The sequence below is a fragment of the Vibrio sp. IB15 genome (assembly GCF_016406055.1).
Taxonomy (GTDB): domain Bacteria; phylum Pseudomonadota; class Gammaproteobacteria; order Enterobacterales; family Vibrionaceae; genus Vibrio; species Vibrio chagasii.
In genome coordinates this window covers 1-15,053 of sequence record NZ_JAEFCE010000086.1, presented here as the reverse complement: position 1 = coordinate 15,053, position 15,053 = coordinate 1, and the positions used below count along the sequence as shown (strand labels likewise).

The 15,053-nt window shown below is 44.0% G+C and carries 13 protein-coding genes and 1 riboswitch; of the genes, 4 read left to right on the top strand and 9 right to left on the bottom strand.

Annotated elements, in window-relative coordinates; all coding sequences use genetic code 11:
• Positions 1-419: 419 nt before the first annotated feature.
• Positions 420-872 (top strand): RNA recognition motif domain-containing protein, encoded by a 453-nt coding sequence (locus JC606_RS21485; RefSeq protein WP_004740566.1) that lies wholly within the window; start codon positions 420-422, stop codon positions 870-872.
• On the opposite strand, the gene murI is transcribed toward JC606_RS21485, so the two are convergent.
• Genes murI through JC606_RS21470 form a run of 3 tightly spaced genes read right to left on the bottom strand, consistent with a single transcriptional unit; the run spans position 835 to position 4,239 of the window.
• The gene (gene murI, locus JC606_RS21480; RefSeq protein WP_198779394.1) at positions 835-1,641 is read right to left on the bottom strand and encodes a glutamate racemase; all 807 of its coding nucleotides are present in this window, start codon (positions 1,639-1,641) and stop codon (positions 835-837) included. The genes JC606_RS21485 and murI overlap by 38 nt on opposite strands.
• 60 nt (positions 1,642-1,701) lie before the next feature.
• Positions 1,702-2,367 carry an adenine nucleotide alpha hydrolase gene (locus JC606_RS21475; RefSeq protein WP_198779393.1) on the bottom strand — a complete coding sequence of 222 codons (666 nt, stop codon included), beginning with the start codon at positions 2,365-2,367 and terminating at the stop codon, positions 1,702-1,704.
• Positions 2,368-2,415: 48 nt separating this feature from the next.
• Complete coding sequence (locus JC606_RS21470; RefSeq protein WP_198779392.1) at positions 2,416-4,239, bottom strand: TonB-dependent receptor domain-containing protein; 1,824 nt, start codon at positions 4,237-4,239, stop codon at positions 2,416-2,418.
• A gap of 40 nt (positions 4,240-4,279) precedes the next feature.
• Positions 4,280-4,483, bottom strand: a riboswitch (cobalamin riboswitch).
• 154 nt (positions 4,484-4,637) lie between these two features.
• Between JC606_RS21470 and trmA the strand changes: the two genes are divergently transcribed.
• Positions 4,638-5,747: a tRNA (uridine(54)-C5)-methyltransferase TrmA gene (gene trmA / locus JC606_RS21465; RefSeq protein ID WP_055318286.1), complete on the top strand. Its 1,110-nt coding sequence runs from the start codon at positions 4,638-4,640 to the stop codon at positions 5,745-5,747.
• 87 nt (positions 5,748-5,834) lie between these two features.
• Here trmA and JC606_RS21460 read toward each other — a convergent pair whose 3' ends face one another.
• The gene (locus JC606_RS21460; protein ID WP_004740556.1) at positions 5,835-6,206 is read right to left on the bottom strand and encodes a YijD family membrane protein; all 372 of its coding nucleotides are present in this window, start codon (positions 6,204-6,206) and stop codon (positions 5,835-5,837) included.
• On the bottom strand, positions 6,206-6,847 hold the full coding sequence (fabR, locus tag JC606_RS21455; protein ID WP_004740554.1) for an HTH-type transcriptional repressor FabR: 642 nt from the start codon (positions 6,845-6,847) through the stop codon (positions 6,206-6,208). Before fabR ends, JC606_RS21460 begins: the two co-directional genes overlap by 1 nt.
• Positions 6,848-7,174: 327 nt before the next feature.
• Between fabR and sthA the strand changes: the two genes are divergently transcribed.
• A complete protein-coding gene (gene sthA, locus JC606_RS21445; protein WP_105057898.1) occupies positions 7,175-8,575 on the top strand; it encodes a Si-specific NAD(P)(+) transhydrogenase in 1,401 nt (466 codons plus the stop codon).
• Positions 8,576-8,746: 171 nt separating this feature from the next.
• Here the strand turns inward: sthA and dinF are convergent, their stop codons facing one another.
• The 4 genes from dinF to JC606_RS21425 all read right to left on the bottom strand — a co-directional run bounded on the left by dinF (position 8,747) and on the right by JC606_RS21425 (position 12,275).
• Positions 8,747-10,102, bottom strand: a complete 1,356-nt coding sequence (gene dinF / locus JC606_RS21440; RefSeq protein WP_198779391.1) for an MATE family efflux transporter DinF — start codon at positions 10,100-10,102, stop codon at positions 8,747-8,749.
• Positions 10,103-10,221: 119 nt separating this feature from the next.
• On the bottom strand, positions 10,222-11,100 hold the full coding sequence (locus tag JC606_RS21435; protein WP_137408671.1) for a class I SAM-dependent methyltransferase: 879 nt from the start codon (positions 11,098-11,100) through the stop codon (positions 10,222-10,224).
• A gap of 97 nt (positions 11,101-11,197) precedes the next feature.
• Positions 11,198-11,818: a transcriptional repressor LexA gene (lexA, locus tag JC606_RS21430; RefSeq protein ID WP_004740541.1), complete on the bottom strand. Its 621-nt coding sequence runs from the start codon at positions 11,816-11,818 to the stop codon at positions 11,198-11,200.
• 94 nt (positions 11,819-11,912) lie between these two features.
• Positions 11,913-12,275 carry a diacylglycerol kinase gene (locus tag JC606_RS21425; RefSeq protein ID WP_102424013.1) on the bottom strand — a complete coding sequence of 121 codons (363 nt, stop codon included), beginning with the start codon at positions 12,273-12,275 and terminating at the stop codon, positions 11,913-11,915.
• Between the two features lie 221 nt (positions 12,276-12,496).
• On the opposite strand from JC606_RS21425, the gene plsB reads away from it, so the two are divergent.
• A complete protein-coding gene (gene plsB, locus JC606_RS21420) occupies positions 12,497-14,920 on the top strand; it encodes a glycerol-3-phosphate 1-O-acyltransferase PlsB (RefSeq protein WP_198779390.1) in 2,424 nt (807 codons plus the stop codon).
• The last annotated feature ends 133 nt before the right edge of the window (positions 14,921-15,053 follow it).

Sequence of the window (15,053 nt, the reverse complement as noted above, 5' to 3'; positions counted from 1 at the left end):
TGATATTCATCAACGAGTGCCCACACAGATTGATAGGTTTAAATTGTTAAAGAGCGCTAGCATTTTGTGATTAACATCTCAATCGCTAGGGATGCGTACTATACTCGCACCGTTTTTAGAGTCAAGGGTTATTTTCAAACTCTTTTTCTCTACCGATTTCGCTGTGTGACTTTCGTCTCACTCCGTGTCGGTGAGGCGGCATTATAGAGAGATTGAGAAGGAGCACAAGGGCTTTTTCAAATAAAAGTTTTGTTCGCCTAAAAAGCCACCAGATCCGCATTTTTCGAATAAAAACTAAACATTTGAGACGTATCACAGCAATACATTGGAAAAATGAAAGGCATGAACGTAAGATTCATGTGTCTATTTTGTTAATGGTAGATGCGTCTATTTCGTTTATTAATATGTAGTATTCCGATATGAACTCAAAAAAATCGATGTTGTTAATTGTCGCACTGGCTGTATTAGGCGGCATTGTTTTCTCTCAGGTAGATATATCGCCTGCAATTACCTTTATCCTTGGTGTCTTGGCTTCCGCTTTTGTTGTTAACTTTTCAAGCACCGACTCAAAATCAGATTCAGAAACTAAAGCTTCAACGAAAACGCTTTATGTGGGTAACCTTCCATACAAGGCGAATGAATCGCATGTTCGTGAATTATTTTCAGAACATGGTGAAGTGTTTGCAGTACGCTTAATGAAAGACAAGCGTACTGGTAAAAGAAGAGGCTTTGGATTTGTTGTTATGGCAAGTAATGATGTGAATCATGCAATCTCTGCTCTTAACGACAAAGATTACATGCAACGCACTTTAAAAGTACGTGTTGCAAATGATCCTAAGCACCCTGAAGCGGACGAATCTGAACAGAACTAAACCCTAACTGCTTCAACATACTATTTAGTGCACTTTCTTTATTGGGAAGTGCACTACAAAAAACCTCTCGCACTCCCCCTATTTCATTACCACTTTCTAGACCCAATAAATCTTGGACTCGTTTAGCTATCGCTTTGCCTGAATCGACCAATACCACTCCTTCGCCTAATACTTGCTGAATCTCAGACTTTATTAGTGGGAAATGGGTACAGCCTAAAACAGCAACATCAATGGCATTAATCATCGGCTGAAGGATTTGCTTGAGCTCTTCTATATTGATTGCCTCTCCTCTGAGCTTATCTTCGGCCATATCCACCAGCCGAGTCGAGCCCAAAAGTTCAACCCTCTTATTAGTCGAGAAGTTCTTGATCAGTTCATGTGTGTATTCACGAGTGATGGTTGCCGGAGTAGCAATAAGGCCCACAGCTTTATTCGCTAATAAGGAAGCAGGCTTGATCGCAGGGACTACCCCAACGATTGGAATGACATTATTAGCACGGAGTGTAGGGAGAACAATAGTACTAGCGGTGTTACATGCAATAACAACGATATCTATGGCATGACTCGCCACGAAGCTAGCTACAATATTCTGCACTCTACTAATCAGAACCTGCTGATCGAGCTCGCCATACGGGTAAGCTTCGTTGTCGAATACATAGATATAGTTATGATTGGGCAATAACTGACTTATCTCTTTATAGACAGATAACCCTCCTACTCCAGAATCAAAGACCAATATGTTTTTTTGCAGACTATCCGACACAACGATTACCTATATGTAGTTTCGCAGCAATAATACCCCTTCACTTAGTTTTCGCCAATCCTCACGCTATAGAATACAAGCTCGATAACGTTGATGTACAAAGCGTTCACCTTGCTCTATCACTTCGAGCTCTATCTCAAGCTTTCCTTTAAAGCATGTCGCTGAAGTCACTAAGGTATGGAACTCGCCATCTTCACCACACGGATCCACATGGTTCGGTAAGCTTGCTATTAACTCATCGGTATATTTCAGCCCGCAGTAGCTAATATCTAATACATTACTGTCGACAGTGACGAGAAAAGTTTCGATACCTCTATCTATTATCTCTTGTGCTAGCGCCTGACTGCTCTCTCCCATAAGAGGAAACACACACGCCCAACCTGCGGGTTCAATATAGCTTCTTCTATAGTCTGCAATGCCGTTACAAAACATATCACCGAATGCAACGGCATCAATCGATAAGCCTGAATCTTTAAGCGCCGAGACAATAGTACTTTGGTAAACCTCGTTGCTTGGGAACACTTCCGGAAGATCGATGGTGATAAGTGGCAAGCCGATCAACTTTGCTTGCATTGCTACTACGTCTATAGGAGTTACTTGGAAAGGAACTTCATCTCCAACATAAGTCGTATAGAGTGCAACAACGTCATATTCGCTGCTTTCAAGTAAACGCTCGAGGGTGAGTGTAGAGTCCTTACCTGATGACCAGCTTATGACGACTTTCTTTTTCATTGATATACCCAATAAGAAAAAACCGCCCGAAGGCGGTTTAGGTGTTAGTTAGAATTGGTAAGCAACGCTGACGTAATAATTACGCTCTGGGGTTTTATAGCCTTTAGCAGTTTCATACTCTTCGTCAAATAAGTTAGCAACTTTACCCGCAACGGTTACGTCATTATCAAAGTGGTAAGACGTTGCAAAATCAAATAACGAGTACGCATCAAGCTCTGTTGTATTACCTAGATCATCATAACGCTTACCTTGATATAGATAACTCAAGTCGAATCTCCAGTTGCTCAACTCATAAGTAGTGTTCCATTTACCACTATGTTTCGCTCTACGAGCAAGTTCGTTACCTGTAGATTTGTCTTCGGTATCAAGATAGTCGTACGATGCTGAGTGATATAATGGTCCAGTATAAAAAGAGCCGACAACTTCGTACCCTTTAATTTCCGCTTCGCCTATATTCACTTGAGTAAGACCATTACTTGTAATCATCTTCTCTACATCACTCTTGTGTGCAGCCACTCGTAACTCAAGAATGTCAAAGCTACCTTCTAGTGCTACTTCTGCTGTTTTTGATTCTTCCGGTTGTAGATTTGGGTTACCTGAGTAGCATCCCCATGAGCTACATTCTAAAGGCCAATACAGCTCATTAAATGTTGGAGCCTTAAATGCAGTACCATACATGCCCACTAGACGAATAGCCTCAGTAATACTGTACCCTGCACCTAATTGATACGTCGTAAAGTTTCCAAATGAACTGTTATCATCCCAACGCAGATTTGCTTCCGCAGACAATTTGCCTATAGATACATCACCACCAGCATAGAGCGCGGTGTTATCACGACTATCTTTAGTCATCGATGTAGAATCGTTTTTCACCTTATCTCGGTACCAATCAACACCACCAATAACCGCTGCACTATCATTTAACTTGTACTGGTTATTCCAAGACACAGAGTTACGGTTAGTTGTTATAGAACTCGGCACTGTCCCTTGCCCTGAAGATTCAGCTTCATCTTGATTGCTTCCAAGGGTTACCACGCTATTTAAGGAGTCACGCTTGTAATCTCCCACTAGACCTAACGCATATAGCTCACTGTCAGTTTCATCAACACCTCCCCACGGGTTATCAAACTCTACGTCGTGCTTCTGATAGTAACCATTCGCTTTCAAGGTAAAGTTTGGTGAGACGTAAAAGCCACCATCGATAGTGAGGTACTGGGTGCTGTGGCCATCTTTATCCGCATCAATAGGATTGGTACTCGTGGGTTGGACATTATAGCCTTCGCTTTGCTGATGTGTGGCTACCACATTAATCCAGCCACTATCGTTAGCAACTGACCCTGATGCATTTATATCATATAGTCCAAAACTACCGACCCCTGCTTTAACAGTGGCTGTATTATCAGCACTTCGCGTAGTTATAATATTGACCACCCCGCTAACAGCATCAGAACCGTACACTGCAGCACGAGCACCTCTTAAAACTTCAACTCTCTCCACACCATTCAACGGAATCGAGGCTAGATTAGCGTAACCTAACGTAGCACTACCAATTCGAATGCCATTCACTAGGATGAGAGTGTTTTTAGTAGAGCGACCACGTATATATAACTCTTGCCCCTGCGCAAGACCGCCTTGATTCGTTACTTGAACCCCTGGTAATCGGCGTAAAACTTCAGATAGAGAAGTGGCTTGTATAGCATCTATTTCTTGTTTTGTTATAACTTCAACTGGAGCAATTGTATCGCTGACTTGTTGCTCAAAACGGTTCGCCGTAACCACCATGGTTTCATCGGCAGATGCTTGTTGGGCGTGTAAATTGGAGATAGGTGAAAGCAGCGATGCTACAGCAACCGCTAAAAGGGATTTGTTCATGTTGTGATCCTAAATCGCGTAAATTCCTACCAAACCACATGTCATGGTTTAGCCGCTGGCAGGTATTCGGACTCAAGAGCACAACCTTATGGTTACCTGATATTCGACTTCCCACAAAAAGCTATTTGCAGTGTCTGATGAATACTCGTTCTCTTTTACCGCTGCGCGTCAGTTCTGGATTCACACCAGATTCCCTCTTCAGCCATCTATACATCTAAATGACACCAGCTTGCCGGAGATAGTATTGACCTATGAATCATTTGTCTAGTCTAAGATAGTTATAAGCTATAGTTTTCATGGTCGATTTACATTGAATGGCGCTCAACACTGGACAAGCGCCTGTGATTGAATAAAATCTGCGCTCTTGATTTAAAAGCACGACAGCAAAAGGCATAACCATGGCGAATTTAGATGTAAACCCGCAACGCTACCAAGAACAACTGGCAGAAAAGACAGAGCGTCTTACTGAAATGTTCTCAGAATATAATGTGCCTGAGCTGGAAGTGTATGAATCTCCAGAACAACACTACCGCATGCGTGCTGAGTTCCGCGTGTGGCATGAAGGTGACGATATGTATTACGTCATGTTCAATCAAGAAACTAAAGAAAAATACCGCGTAGACCAGTTCCCTGCTGCTAGCCGTCTTATCAATGACTTGATGCCTTTGTTAGTCGATGCAATGAAAGACAACCACTCTCTACGCCATAAGCTATTCCAAGTAGACTTCCTATCTACACTTAGCGGTGAGATTTTGGTGTCTCTGCTTTACCACCGTCAACTAGGTGAGCAATGGATTCAAGATGCCAAAGCGCTAAAACAGCAATTGAACGATGAAGGTTTCAACCTAAACCTGATTGGTCGTGCTCGTAAGATGAAGATCGTTTTAGACCGTGATTACGTTATTGAGAAACTAGACGTAAATGGCGATAGCTACATCTACCAACAAGTAGAAAACAGCTTCACTCAACCAAACGGTAAAGTGGCTGAGAAAATGTTGGAGTGGGCCGTTGACTGCACTCAAGACAGCAAAGGCGATCTGCTAGAGCTTTACTGTGGTAACGGTAACTTCTCATTAGCACTGGCACAAAACTTCGAGCGTGTATTAGCGACTGAGCTAGCGAAACCATCAGTTGAATCAGCGCAATACAACATTGCAGCCAACAAGATTGATAATGTTCAGATCATCCGTATGTCTGCGGAAGACTTTACGGTTGCGATGGAAGGCAAACGTGAGTTCCGCCGTCTGCAACAAGCAAACATCGATTTGAAGAGCTACAACTGCAACACTATTTTTGTTGATCCACCACGTTCAGGTATGGATGTAGATACTTGTAAGATGGTTCAAGGCTACGAGCGCATCATGTACATCTCTTGTAACCCTGAAACATTGAAAGAGAACCTAGAGATCTTAAGCGAAACACACGATATTACTCGTTTTGCTCTGTTCGACCAGTTCCCTTACACACACCACATGGAAGCAGGCGTATTCCTAGAGCGTAAAGCGTAATACTCGCTTTCCTAATCTAGGTAAAAGCCAAACTGTAGACACAAAAAAAACGAGCCAATCGGCTCGTTTTTTTGTTTATAGGTTGGATTAAGCTGTCTTACCGATAAAGCCTAACTTCTTACCTACCCAAGCAAGCAGTAGCATTGCGACGATAATCGCGAAGAAGTTTGAACCCGCATCTGGGTGTTGTGCTTTCACAAACGCAGAGTGACCAAATGCGCCCACGAAGAAACACGCTAAACCAACTAACGGGATATCTTCCGATACTGGGTTAGTTAGGTACTCTTGGTAAAGTGCTTGTACAGCTAAAACTAAAGCAATCAGTGGGAAGATTGAGAAGCCCACTTCGCTCATTGTTACCCAAGATAAAAGTGCATCGCCACACACACCAGCAATCAGAGCCAGTACCAGTGTTTTTCTTTCTGAGCCACGGTTTACAGTATTATTTTCATTCGACATTATTCTATCCCGCCTTTTAATCGGTTACGTTCACGTTCTTTACGATACCAAAAAGCCCCTTTGGCCATCATTCTCAATTGCATGATCAAGCGCTCAGCCAGTTCGTCTCGCTGACGTCGATCTAAATCTAATGCTTCTGCCCCTGAGTTAAAGACCAATATGACCGAAGCTTCTGCTTGCGTAAAAGCTTCATCTCGTGTCATGCCAGTCGTGATTAGGTATTCGGTTAACTCAGCAGAAAAGTGCTGTATCTCACGAGCCACCGCTGTACGAAACTCAAATGAAGTTCCTGAGCGCTCTCGCAATAACAGTCTGAATACGTTAGGGCTGCTTTCAATGAACTCCATAAAGGTTTCAACCGATGTGCGAATAACACTGCCTTCTTTTACTATACGCTGCCTAGCTTGACGCATTAGCTGGCGCAGTAGTAAGCCCCCCTCATCTACCATGGTTAAGCCAAGCTCATCCATATCTTTGAAGTGACGATAAAAGGAAGTCGGTGCTATTCCAGCCTCACGAGCGACTTCTCTCAAGCTTAGGTTGGAAAAACTACGATCGGCACTGAGTTGGCTAAATGCTGCATCGATTAAGCTGCGACGAGTTTTTTCTTTTTGCTGTGCGCGAATGCCCATTGGTTTCATACTTTATCAATTTCTTCTTTTACAGCCTAAACAGGCATGTCTAATACTCTGTTCAATATAACGCGAATCACTTATTTTTATAAGATACTCCGGTTCTATAAGACACCAAACACGCCTCTTTGTTCACGTACCGCAGTAAATACGTTCGCAGAAAAAATTTCAATATCCACACTGCCATTTGGAGACATACGACATACCAAAAATTATTTTTTCGCTAGCACTGCGTGATCCCGCCGACTCTCTGATGCCCTTTTCATGTACGCAAGAACAGAATCAGTTAAAATCCCGCTACAGCAATGTTAATCAAATATAACAAGGAAGATATCTATGCCACACTCCAACCACTTTGATGTAATCGTAATTGGTAGTGGCCCCGGAGGCGAAGGGGCAGCGATGGGATTAACCAAAGCCGGGTTGAACGTTGCAATCATTGAAAAAGAGAGCAGCGTTGGTGGTGGTTGCACCCACTGGGGAACCATTCCTTCGAAAGCTCTGCGTCATGCTGTAAGCCGTATTATCGAATTTAATAATAACCCTCTATTCTGTCAGAACAACAAAAGCATTCACTCGACGTTTTCCAACATTCTGGGGCATGCGAAATCCGTTATCGATAAACAGACTCGACTGCGTCAAGGCTTCTACGATCGTAACCAATGCACTCTGGTGTTTGGTACAGCTCGTTTCATTGATACCAACACTATTTCTGTAATGCAAAGTGATGGTACGGAAGAGCATTACAGTGCCGACAAGTTTGTGATTGCGACAGGTTCTCGCCCATATCAACCAGACAACGTCGACTTTCTACATGAACGCATCTACGACAGCGACTCGATTCTTTCTCTTAAACACGACCCGCAACACATCATCATCTACGGTGCAGGTGTTATCGGCTGTGAATATGCGTCTATCTTCCGTGGTTTGGGCGTAAAGACCGATCTCATTAATACACGAGACCGTCTACTGTCATTCCTAGATAATGAAACCTCTGACGCACTTTCTTACCACTTCTGGAACAGCGGTGTGGTGATTCGTAACGATGAGACCTTTGAGAAAATCGAGGGCACTGACGATGGCGTTATCATTCACCTGGAGTCAGGCAAAAAGATGCGTGCGGACTGCTTGCTGTATGCCAATGGCCGAACCGGTAACACTGACAAGCTGAACTTAGGTGCGGTTGGTCTAGAAGCGGACTCTCGTGGTCAGGTATCAGTGAATACCAATTACCAAACCAACGTTGACCATGTATACGCGGTCGGTGATGTGATTGGCTACCCTAGCCTAGCAAGTGCTGCTTATGACCAAGGTCGTTTTGTTGCACAAGCGATTGTCAAAGGTGAAGCAGAAGGTCACTTGATTGAAGATATCCCAACGGGAATCTACACCATTCCTGAAATCAGCTCTGTCGGTAAAACCGAGCAAGAGCTGACAGCAGCGAAAGTACCTTATGAAGTTGGACGTTCTTCATTTAAACACTTAGCTCGCGCTCAAATCGCGGGTAAAGACATCGGTAGCTTGAAGATTCTATTCCACCGTGAAACCAAAGAAATTCTGGGTATCCACGTATTTGGTGAGCGTGCCGCAGAAATCATCCACATCGGCCAAGCAATCATGGAGCAAAAAGGGGAAGCGAATACTATCGAGTACTTCGTTAATACCACCTTTAACTACCCTACAATGGCTGAGGCTTATCGTGTTGCCGCTCTTAACGGTCTTAACCGTTTATTCTAAATAAAGAACTAATAAGAGCATTTGACCACCCATAGGCCAAATACATAAACAGCAAGCCATGAGCTTGCTGTTTTTATTTAAGGTATTGAAAAATATAGCACCAAGAGTAATTAGATCATGATGTTCTAAATGCCCTTTGACCTGTACACCTTTTATTTTTACCCATTAGAACTAAGCAAGAAATTCGCCTTTCTTCCACTGAGAAACAAATAACACACCAAGACCAATACCGCGCATTGCCATAAAGCTCAGCATCGCAAGCCACAGAGCATGATTTTCTAAACTGGACGCTAGGAAGAAAATCGCAAAGAAGCTGCAGGTCGCGACAAACATACTATTACGCATGTCCTTGCCTTTGGTTGCTCCAACAAAAATACCATCGAGTAAGAAGCACCACATTGAAACCAGCGGCATTGCGATTAACCAAGGCAGATACACCTCAGCTTGGCTTTTTACATCTGGGATGGTGGTAATCATGTTAATTAGGTTTGACCCAGCAATCGCGAACACTAAGGTAAGAACCACACAAATATTGAAGCTCCAAAAGAAAGTGCCAATCAACGACTGATTTAATTCATCTTTGTCTTTCGCTCCTATCGCCTTACCCACCATGGCTTCCATCGCGTAGGCAAAACCATCCATCCCGTAAGAGATGATCATCAGGAAACTCATCAATACCGCATTGGCTGCCACGACATCATCACCAAAGCTTGCTCCTTGGAAAGTCATGAAAGTAAACGTGGCTTGCAGACATAAAGAACGCAGGAAAATATCGCGATTCAGTTTTACGAAGCGACTTAAACCTTGGCTAGTTTTCTTAATCAAAGCCCACGGTGATGGCAACTGTCTCTTTAGCCAGATCCGATAAACGCAGATCAGTCCAAACGTTAAGCCTGCATAATCAGCCAATACCGATGCCAGTGCAGCACCTTCCACCTGCCAACCGAAACCAATCACAAAAACTACGTCCAACACGATATTGGTGATGTTAGTGATAATCACCATCCACATCGGCGCTTTTGCATTCTGAGTTCCAAGTAGCCAACCCAAAATAACGAAATTCGTCAGTGCAGCCGGTGCACTCCATGCTCGAATCGAGAAATACTGTTGACCGTAATGTTTTACTTGATCACTGGCACTGCTTAATGAAAAAACCAGATCAGCCACTAAGCCATGTAAGAGCAAGAAAATACCAGCAAGCCCAAGAGCCATGGTCACGCCCTGCACGAAGACTAAACCAAGCTGCTTGCCATCATTTGCACCGTACGATTGTGCGGCAAGGCCGGTTGTCGACATGCGTAAAAAACCGAGTAACCAGAAAGTCACACTGATCATGGTGCCACCTAACGCCACACCTCCTAGGTACCAAGAATGTTCTAAGTGACCGATAACAGCAGCATCCACTAAACCCAGCAGTGGAACAGTAATATTAGAAAGCACCATCGGGATCGCGAGCAACAGCACTTGTTTGTGCATAGCTTGGTTGGATAGCGTTTGGAAAATAGTTTGGGGATTAAATAGCTTCACGATCACCTCTTTAATTAGAGGCGATAGTTTAACCTAGTGAGTGTGCTTTCACTATGTTGTGAGATTTTGGCTTATGACAGATGTGGCTTCGAGTATGTGTAAGTAGTACCGCTCTAGCGCTACCACTTCACTAGTACCAGCTGCGGCGTTAAACGTTTTTTAACCTGGGAAATTTTGCACAATAGTCGCTGCCATAACTTCCAACGATTACATTGCTGCTCTAATGGCGAAAATGCTTTAACCCACTGTGCCCACGGTAGCCAATTAAGAATGCTGTCGACTGGAGAAGATAAGCCATGTGCATAGTCACCAGAACCCAGCTTCTTCCCTAAAGTACTTGAGCTCTTGTCGCCCGCTAGCACCACACACGCATGTGCATGAGTAAAGTAACGGCTCAGCGATTGAATAAAGTGCGCGGTTTGCTGCTCGTTGCAATCCAGCAGTGCATGTTCACACACCACCATTACCGAAGCTTGCTCTGGGATATTGAGTTCATCTAACCAAGTCAGGTCATCTACTGAACCACACTCCAAGCGGTAGCGTTCATTTTTGTGGAACAAACGTTGTCGCCAAAGTAGGTTCTCGGTCACATCCAACTCTACCCAGTGACAGCGGCCATTGTCTAATCGGTAAAAACGGGTGTCGAGACCAGCTCCCACGTTAATAATCCACGCATCTGGGTTGTGAGATAGGAACTGCTGAACTTGAGAATCGCAAAGTTGAGTCAGTGTCGCGTAAAGAAGTTGTTGTTGGTCGAGTTCGCCAGTAAGGCATTCTGGCGCTAATTGACAACGCTTACAGGCCTGAGCTGCTATAGGATCATAAACGAGACCATCATCGGCAAGGCTTTCTCGGCTGCGAAACCAAAGGTGTTGGACGAGGTTTGTCGGAACTTGAAGTTCTTGATGTACAGACGCTTGATCAGCAGAAACCTTTTGTTCAGAGGAGCGCGGTCTAGCTATAAGCGGCTTTATTTGAGGCTTGGTTTGAATTGGCATCATCATCTTCCTTGTATCTCGACAAAGAAGATGATAATGAATATCAATTACAATAACAAGTTATTGAGAATAAATATCAATAAGATATTTGTACTGATTACATCCAGTCCGTATTACGAATAATACCAACAGCAAGACCTTCAATAGACAAGTGTTGAGATTCTAGGTCGACACGGATTGGAGAAAACTCTTCGTTTTCAGCGTGTAACAGCACTGTAGAACCTTTACGTTCTAGACGTTTTACCGTTACATCATCATCAACACGAGCAACCACAACCTGACCATCACGGACATCTTGTGTTTTGTGAACAGCAAGCAGGTCACCATCCATAATACCGATGTCTTTCATACTTTCGCCATTTACGCGAAGTAAGAAGTCAGCTTGAGGTTTAAACATGCCTGGATCGACTTGGTAATGCATTTCTACATGCTCTTGAGCCAAGATAGGCTCACCAGCGGCAACCTGACCGATCAGAGGCAGACCTTGCTCTTCGTTCGCTGCATCTTCAAGCAAAATACGAATACCACGAGACGCACCCGGGATAATCTCAATCGCTTCTTTACGAGCAAGAGCTTTCAAATGTTCTTCTGCAGCATTTGCAGAACGGAAGCCTAATTCACGGGCAATTTCTGCACGTGTCGGTGGCATACCGGAATCTTCGATCTTACCTTTGATAAGGTCAAAGACTTGTTGTTGGCGGGGCGTTAACGGCTTCATGATTCACCTGTCTTTTTATACAGTTGACTGTGAGTATATCCAGTAACTGGACAAAAGCAAAGCAATTGGTTGTTTTTAGTTCATTTTTCGCTAATTACAAAACCAAGATCTCGAACCACACATAAGCCGCAAGCGCTAAACAGATGAAAACGGCTGCCGAACCGACATCTTTCGCCATTCCTGAAAGCTCATGATGTTCACTACCAATACGATCTACAACCGCTTCAATTGCAGTATTAATGAGCTCAACAACCATCACCAGCACGATAGAGGACACCATTAAGATTCGTTCTACATGGCTCACATCGAGGTAAAACGCCAACGGAATCAGCACCGCAGCCATGAATACTTCTTGTCGAAAGGCCGCCTCGTTTTTAAACGAACTTGTGATGCCTTGCCATGAAAAGCCCGCTGCTTTCACGATACGTTTAAATCCGGTGTTTGATTTTTTGGTCATTTTTAACCCTATACTCAATCAGTCGATGAATGATATTCCACAAACTTAACGGCAATATGACTATTTCCATTAAAAGGTTAGACCAGTTTCTGGTATTCTTGCATCGATTAAATTTACGCCTAGGCTTATCCCTATTTTACTTGAAGGGGTTACCCTCTCTCATCATAGAAATAGAGATACGCTTAAGCACATTGAAATAACTATTGAGGCTGTGAACCTATATGTCTTCTGGACAATCTTTTTCACGTTCATTAATGAAATTACCTTTATCCGTATTGGTAAAAGGCACATCAATCCCTTCGAATCCAGTTGAAGATTTGCAGATTGATTTAGGCAAACCAATTGTATACGCCTTGCCGTTTCGCTCAAGCGTCGACCTGCTTACACTACAAAAGCATGCGCTAGAACTGGGATTACCGGATCCGCTAAGCAAGCTTGAAATAAGTGGTAAGTCACTGCCACGCTACGTTTTTATCTCTTCACGCAAAACTCTGTTGCAAGACGATGATTACGTACCAGCCTCTTCTATTGAAGTCTTCTCTGAGCTACTTGCATTGCATGCAGACGACTCAGAGCTGGATGTGCAAGTTATCCCTGCAACCGTATTGTGGGGCCGTAAGCCTGGTAAAGAGAATAACCAGAAGCCTTACCTACAAGCAATGAACGGCTTAGAAAAATCGAAAGCTGTACTACTCGCAGGCCGCGACTGCCTAGTGCGCTTCAGCCCTGTAGTATCTCTGCGTTACATGGCGAATTCACACGGTACCGACAGCACCATCGCACATAAACTAGCGCGTGTGGCTCGAATCCACTTCTCTCGTCAAAAACTGGCAGCATCTGGCCCTAACCTGCCAAGCCGCCAAGCATTATTCGATCGCCTCTTAAAATCAGAAGCGATCAAGAAGGCGATTGAAGACGAAGCGAAGTCAAAGAACATCTCCATCGAAAAAGCGAGCAAAGAAGCTCAAGACATCATGGATGAGATCGCAGCGAACTTCTCTTACTCACTGATCAAACGTGGCGAGAAGATTCTAGGTTGGTTGTGGAACAAACTGTACCAAGGCCTACATATCAACAACGCTTCAACCGTTCGTAAGCTGGCACAAGATGGTCACGAGATTGTTTATGTCCCTTGTCACCGCAGCCATATGGACTACTTACTGTTGTCTTATGTGCTTTACCATGAAGGTATGGTTCCTCCGCATATCGCTGCGGGTATCAACTTGAATTTCTTCCCTGCCGGTCCGATTTTCCGTCACGGTGGTGCGTTCTTCATTCGTCGTAGCTTTAAAGGTAATAAGCTGTACTCAACGATCTTCCGTGAGTACCTAGCTGAGCTGTTCGCTAAAGGCTACTCGGTAGAATACTTTAGTGAAGGTGGCCGTTCTCGTACGGGTCGTCTGCTACAAGCGAAAACCGGCATGCTAGCGATGACAATTCAGGCAATGCTGCGTGGTATGAACCGCCCAGTAACGTTAGTTCCTGTTTACATCGGCTACGAGCACGTAATGGAAGTCGCGACTTACGCAAAAGAACTACGTGGTAAGCGCAAAGAGAAAGAAAACGCGAGCCTAGTGATTCGTACTATCCGTAAGCTACGTAACTTTGGTAAAGGCTACGTGAACTTCGGTGAGCCGATTCAGCTTAACCAATACCTGAATGAGCATTCTCCAGAGTGGACGAAAGACATCGATCCAATGGGTACCAGCAAGCCACAGTGGATGACGCCTGTGGTCAATGACCTGGCAACTAAGATGATGACACACATCAACGATGCGGCAGCGACCAACGCACTGACATTATGTGCAACCGCTCTGCTTGCATCACGTCAGCGTGCATTGTCTCGTGACTCTTTGGTTTCTCAGATCAATTGCTACCTGTCTCTACTTAACAATGTGCCTTACTCAGACACATTTACGGTACCAAAAGACAGCGCGGAAGAATTGGTGAAACATGCAGAGTCTCTGAACAAGTTCTTGATTGAGTCAGACTCAATGGGTGACATTATTTCACTAGACCGTCACCAATCGATTCTGATGACTTACTACCGCAACAACATCATTCACTTGTTTGCGCTGCCATCGCTAATTGCTCAGATGACTATTCGTCAGCACGGGCTAACGATCGATGCGATTCAAAAGAATGTCGCGGCAATCTACCCGTTCTTGAAAAAAGAGCTATTCCTAAGCTACGACGAAGACCTTCTTGAAGGTGTGGTGTCGAACATCATCGATGAATTGGTTAGCCAAGGCATGCTAGTTGTGTCTGATAATCAAGTCACCATCAACCAATCGAATAGCCAAGCGCTAATGCTACTAGGTCGCACGATTTCAGAGACACTTCAGCGTTACTCGATTGCTCTTAACCTATTGTCAGAGAATCCGGAACTGGATAAATCTGATCTTGAACAGAAGAGCCAAGACATTGCACAACGCCTAGGTCGCCTGCAAGGTATCAACGCACCTGAGTTCTTCGATAAAGGTGTATTTGCTTCGATGTTCGCTACGCTCAAGCAACAGCAATACCTGGATAACGACGGTAATTGCGACTTAGAGAAAACTCAGCATTTCGCTAAGCTTCTGTACTCAATGCTTTACCCAGAAGTTCGCTTAACGATTCAAGAGAGCATCCACCAAGCAGAGTAATTTGTTGTCTGGCACGCTTTAAGCGCTAAGCTGAAAACCATCAAAAAAGCACCCATTGTGGGTGCCTTTTTATTTGTGCTGTACCGTCCTAAATATGGTTGACACATTTCCAACATGAAATTGGAGAGTGTCA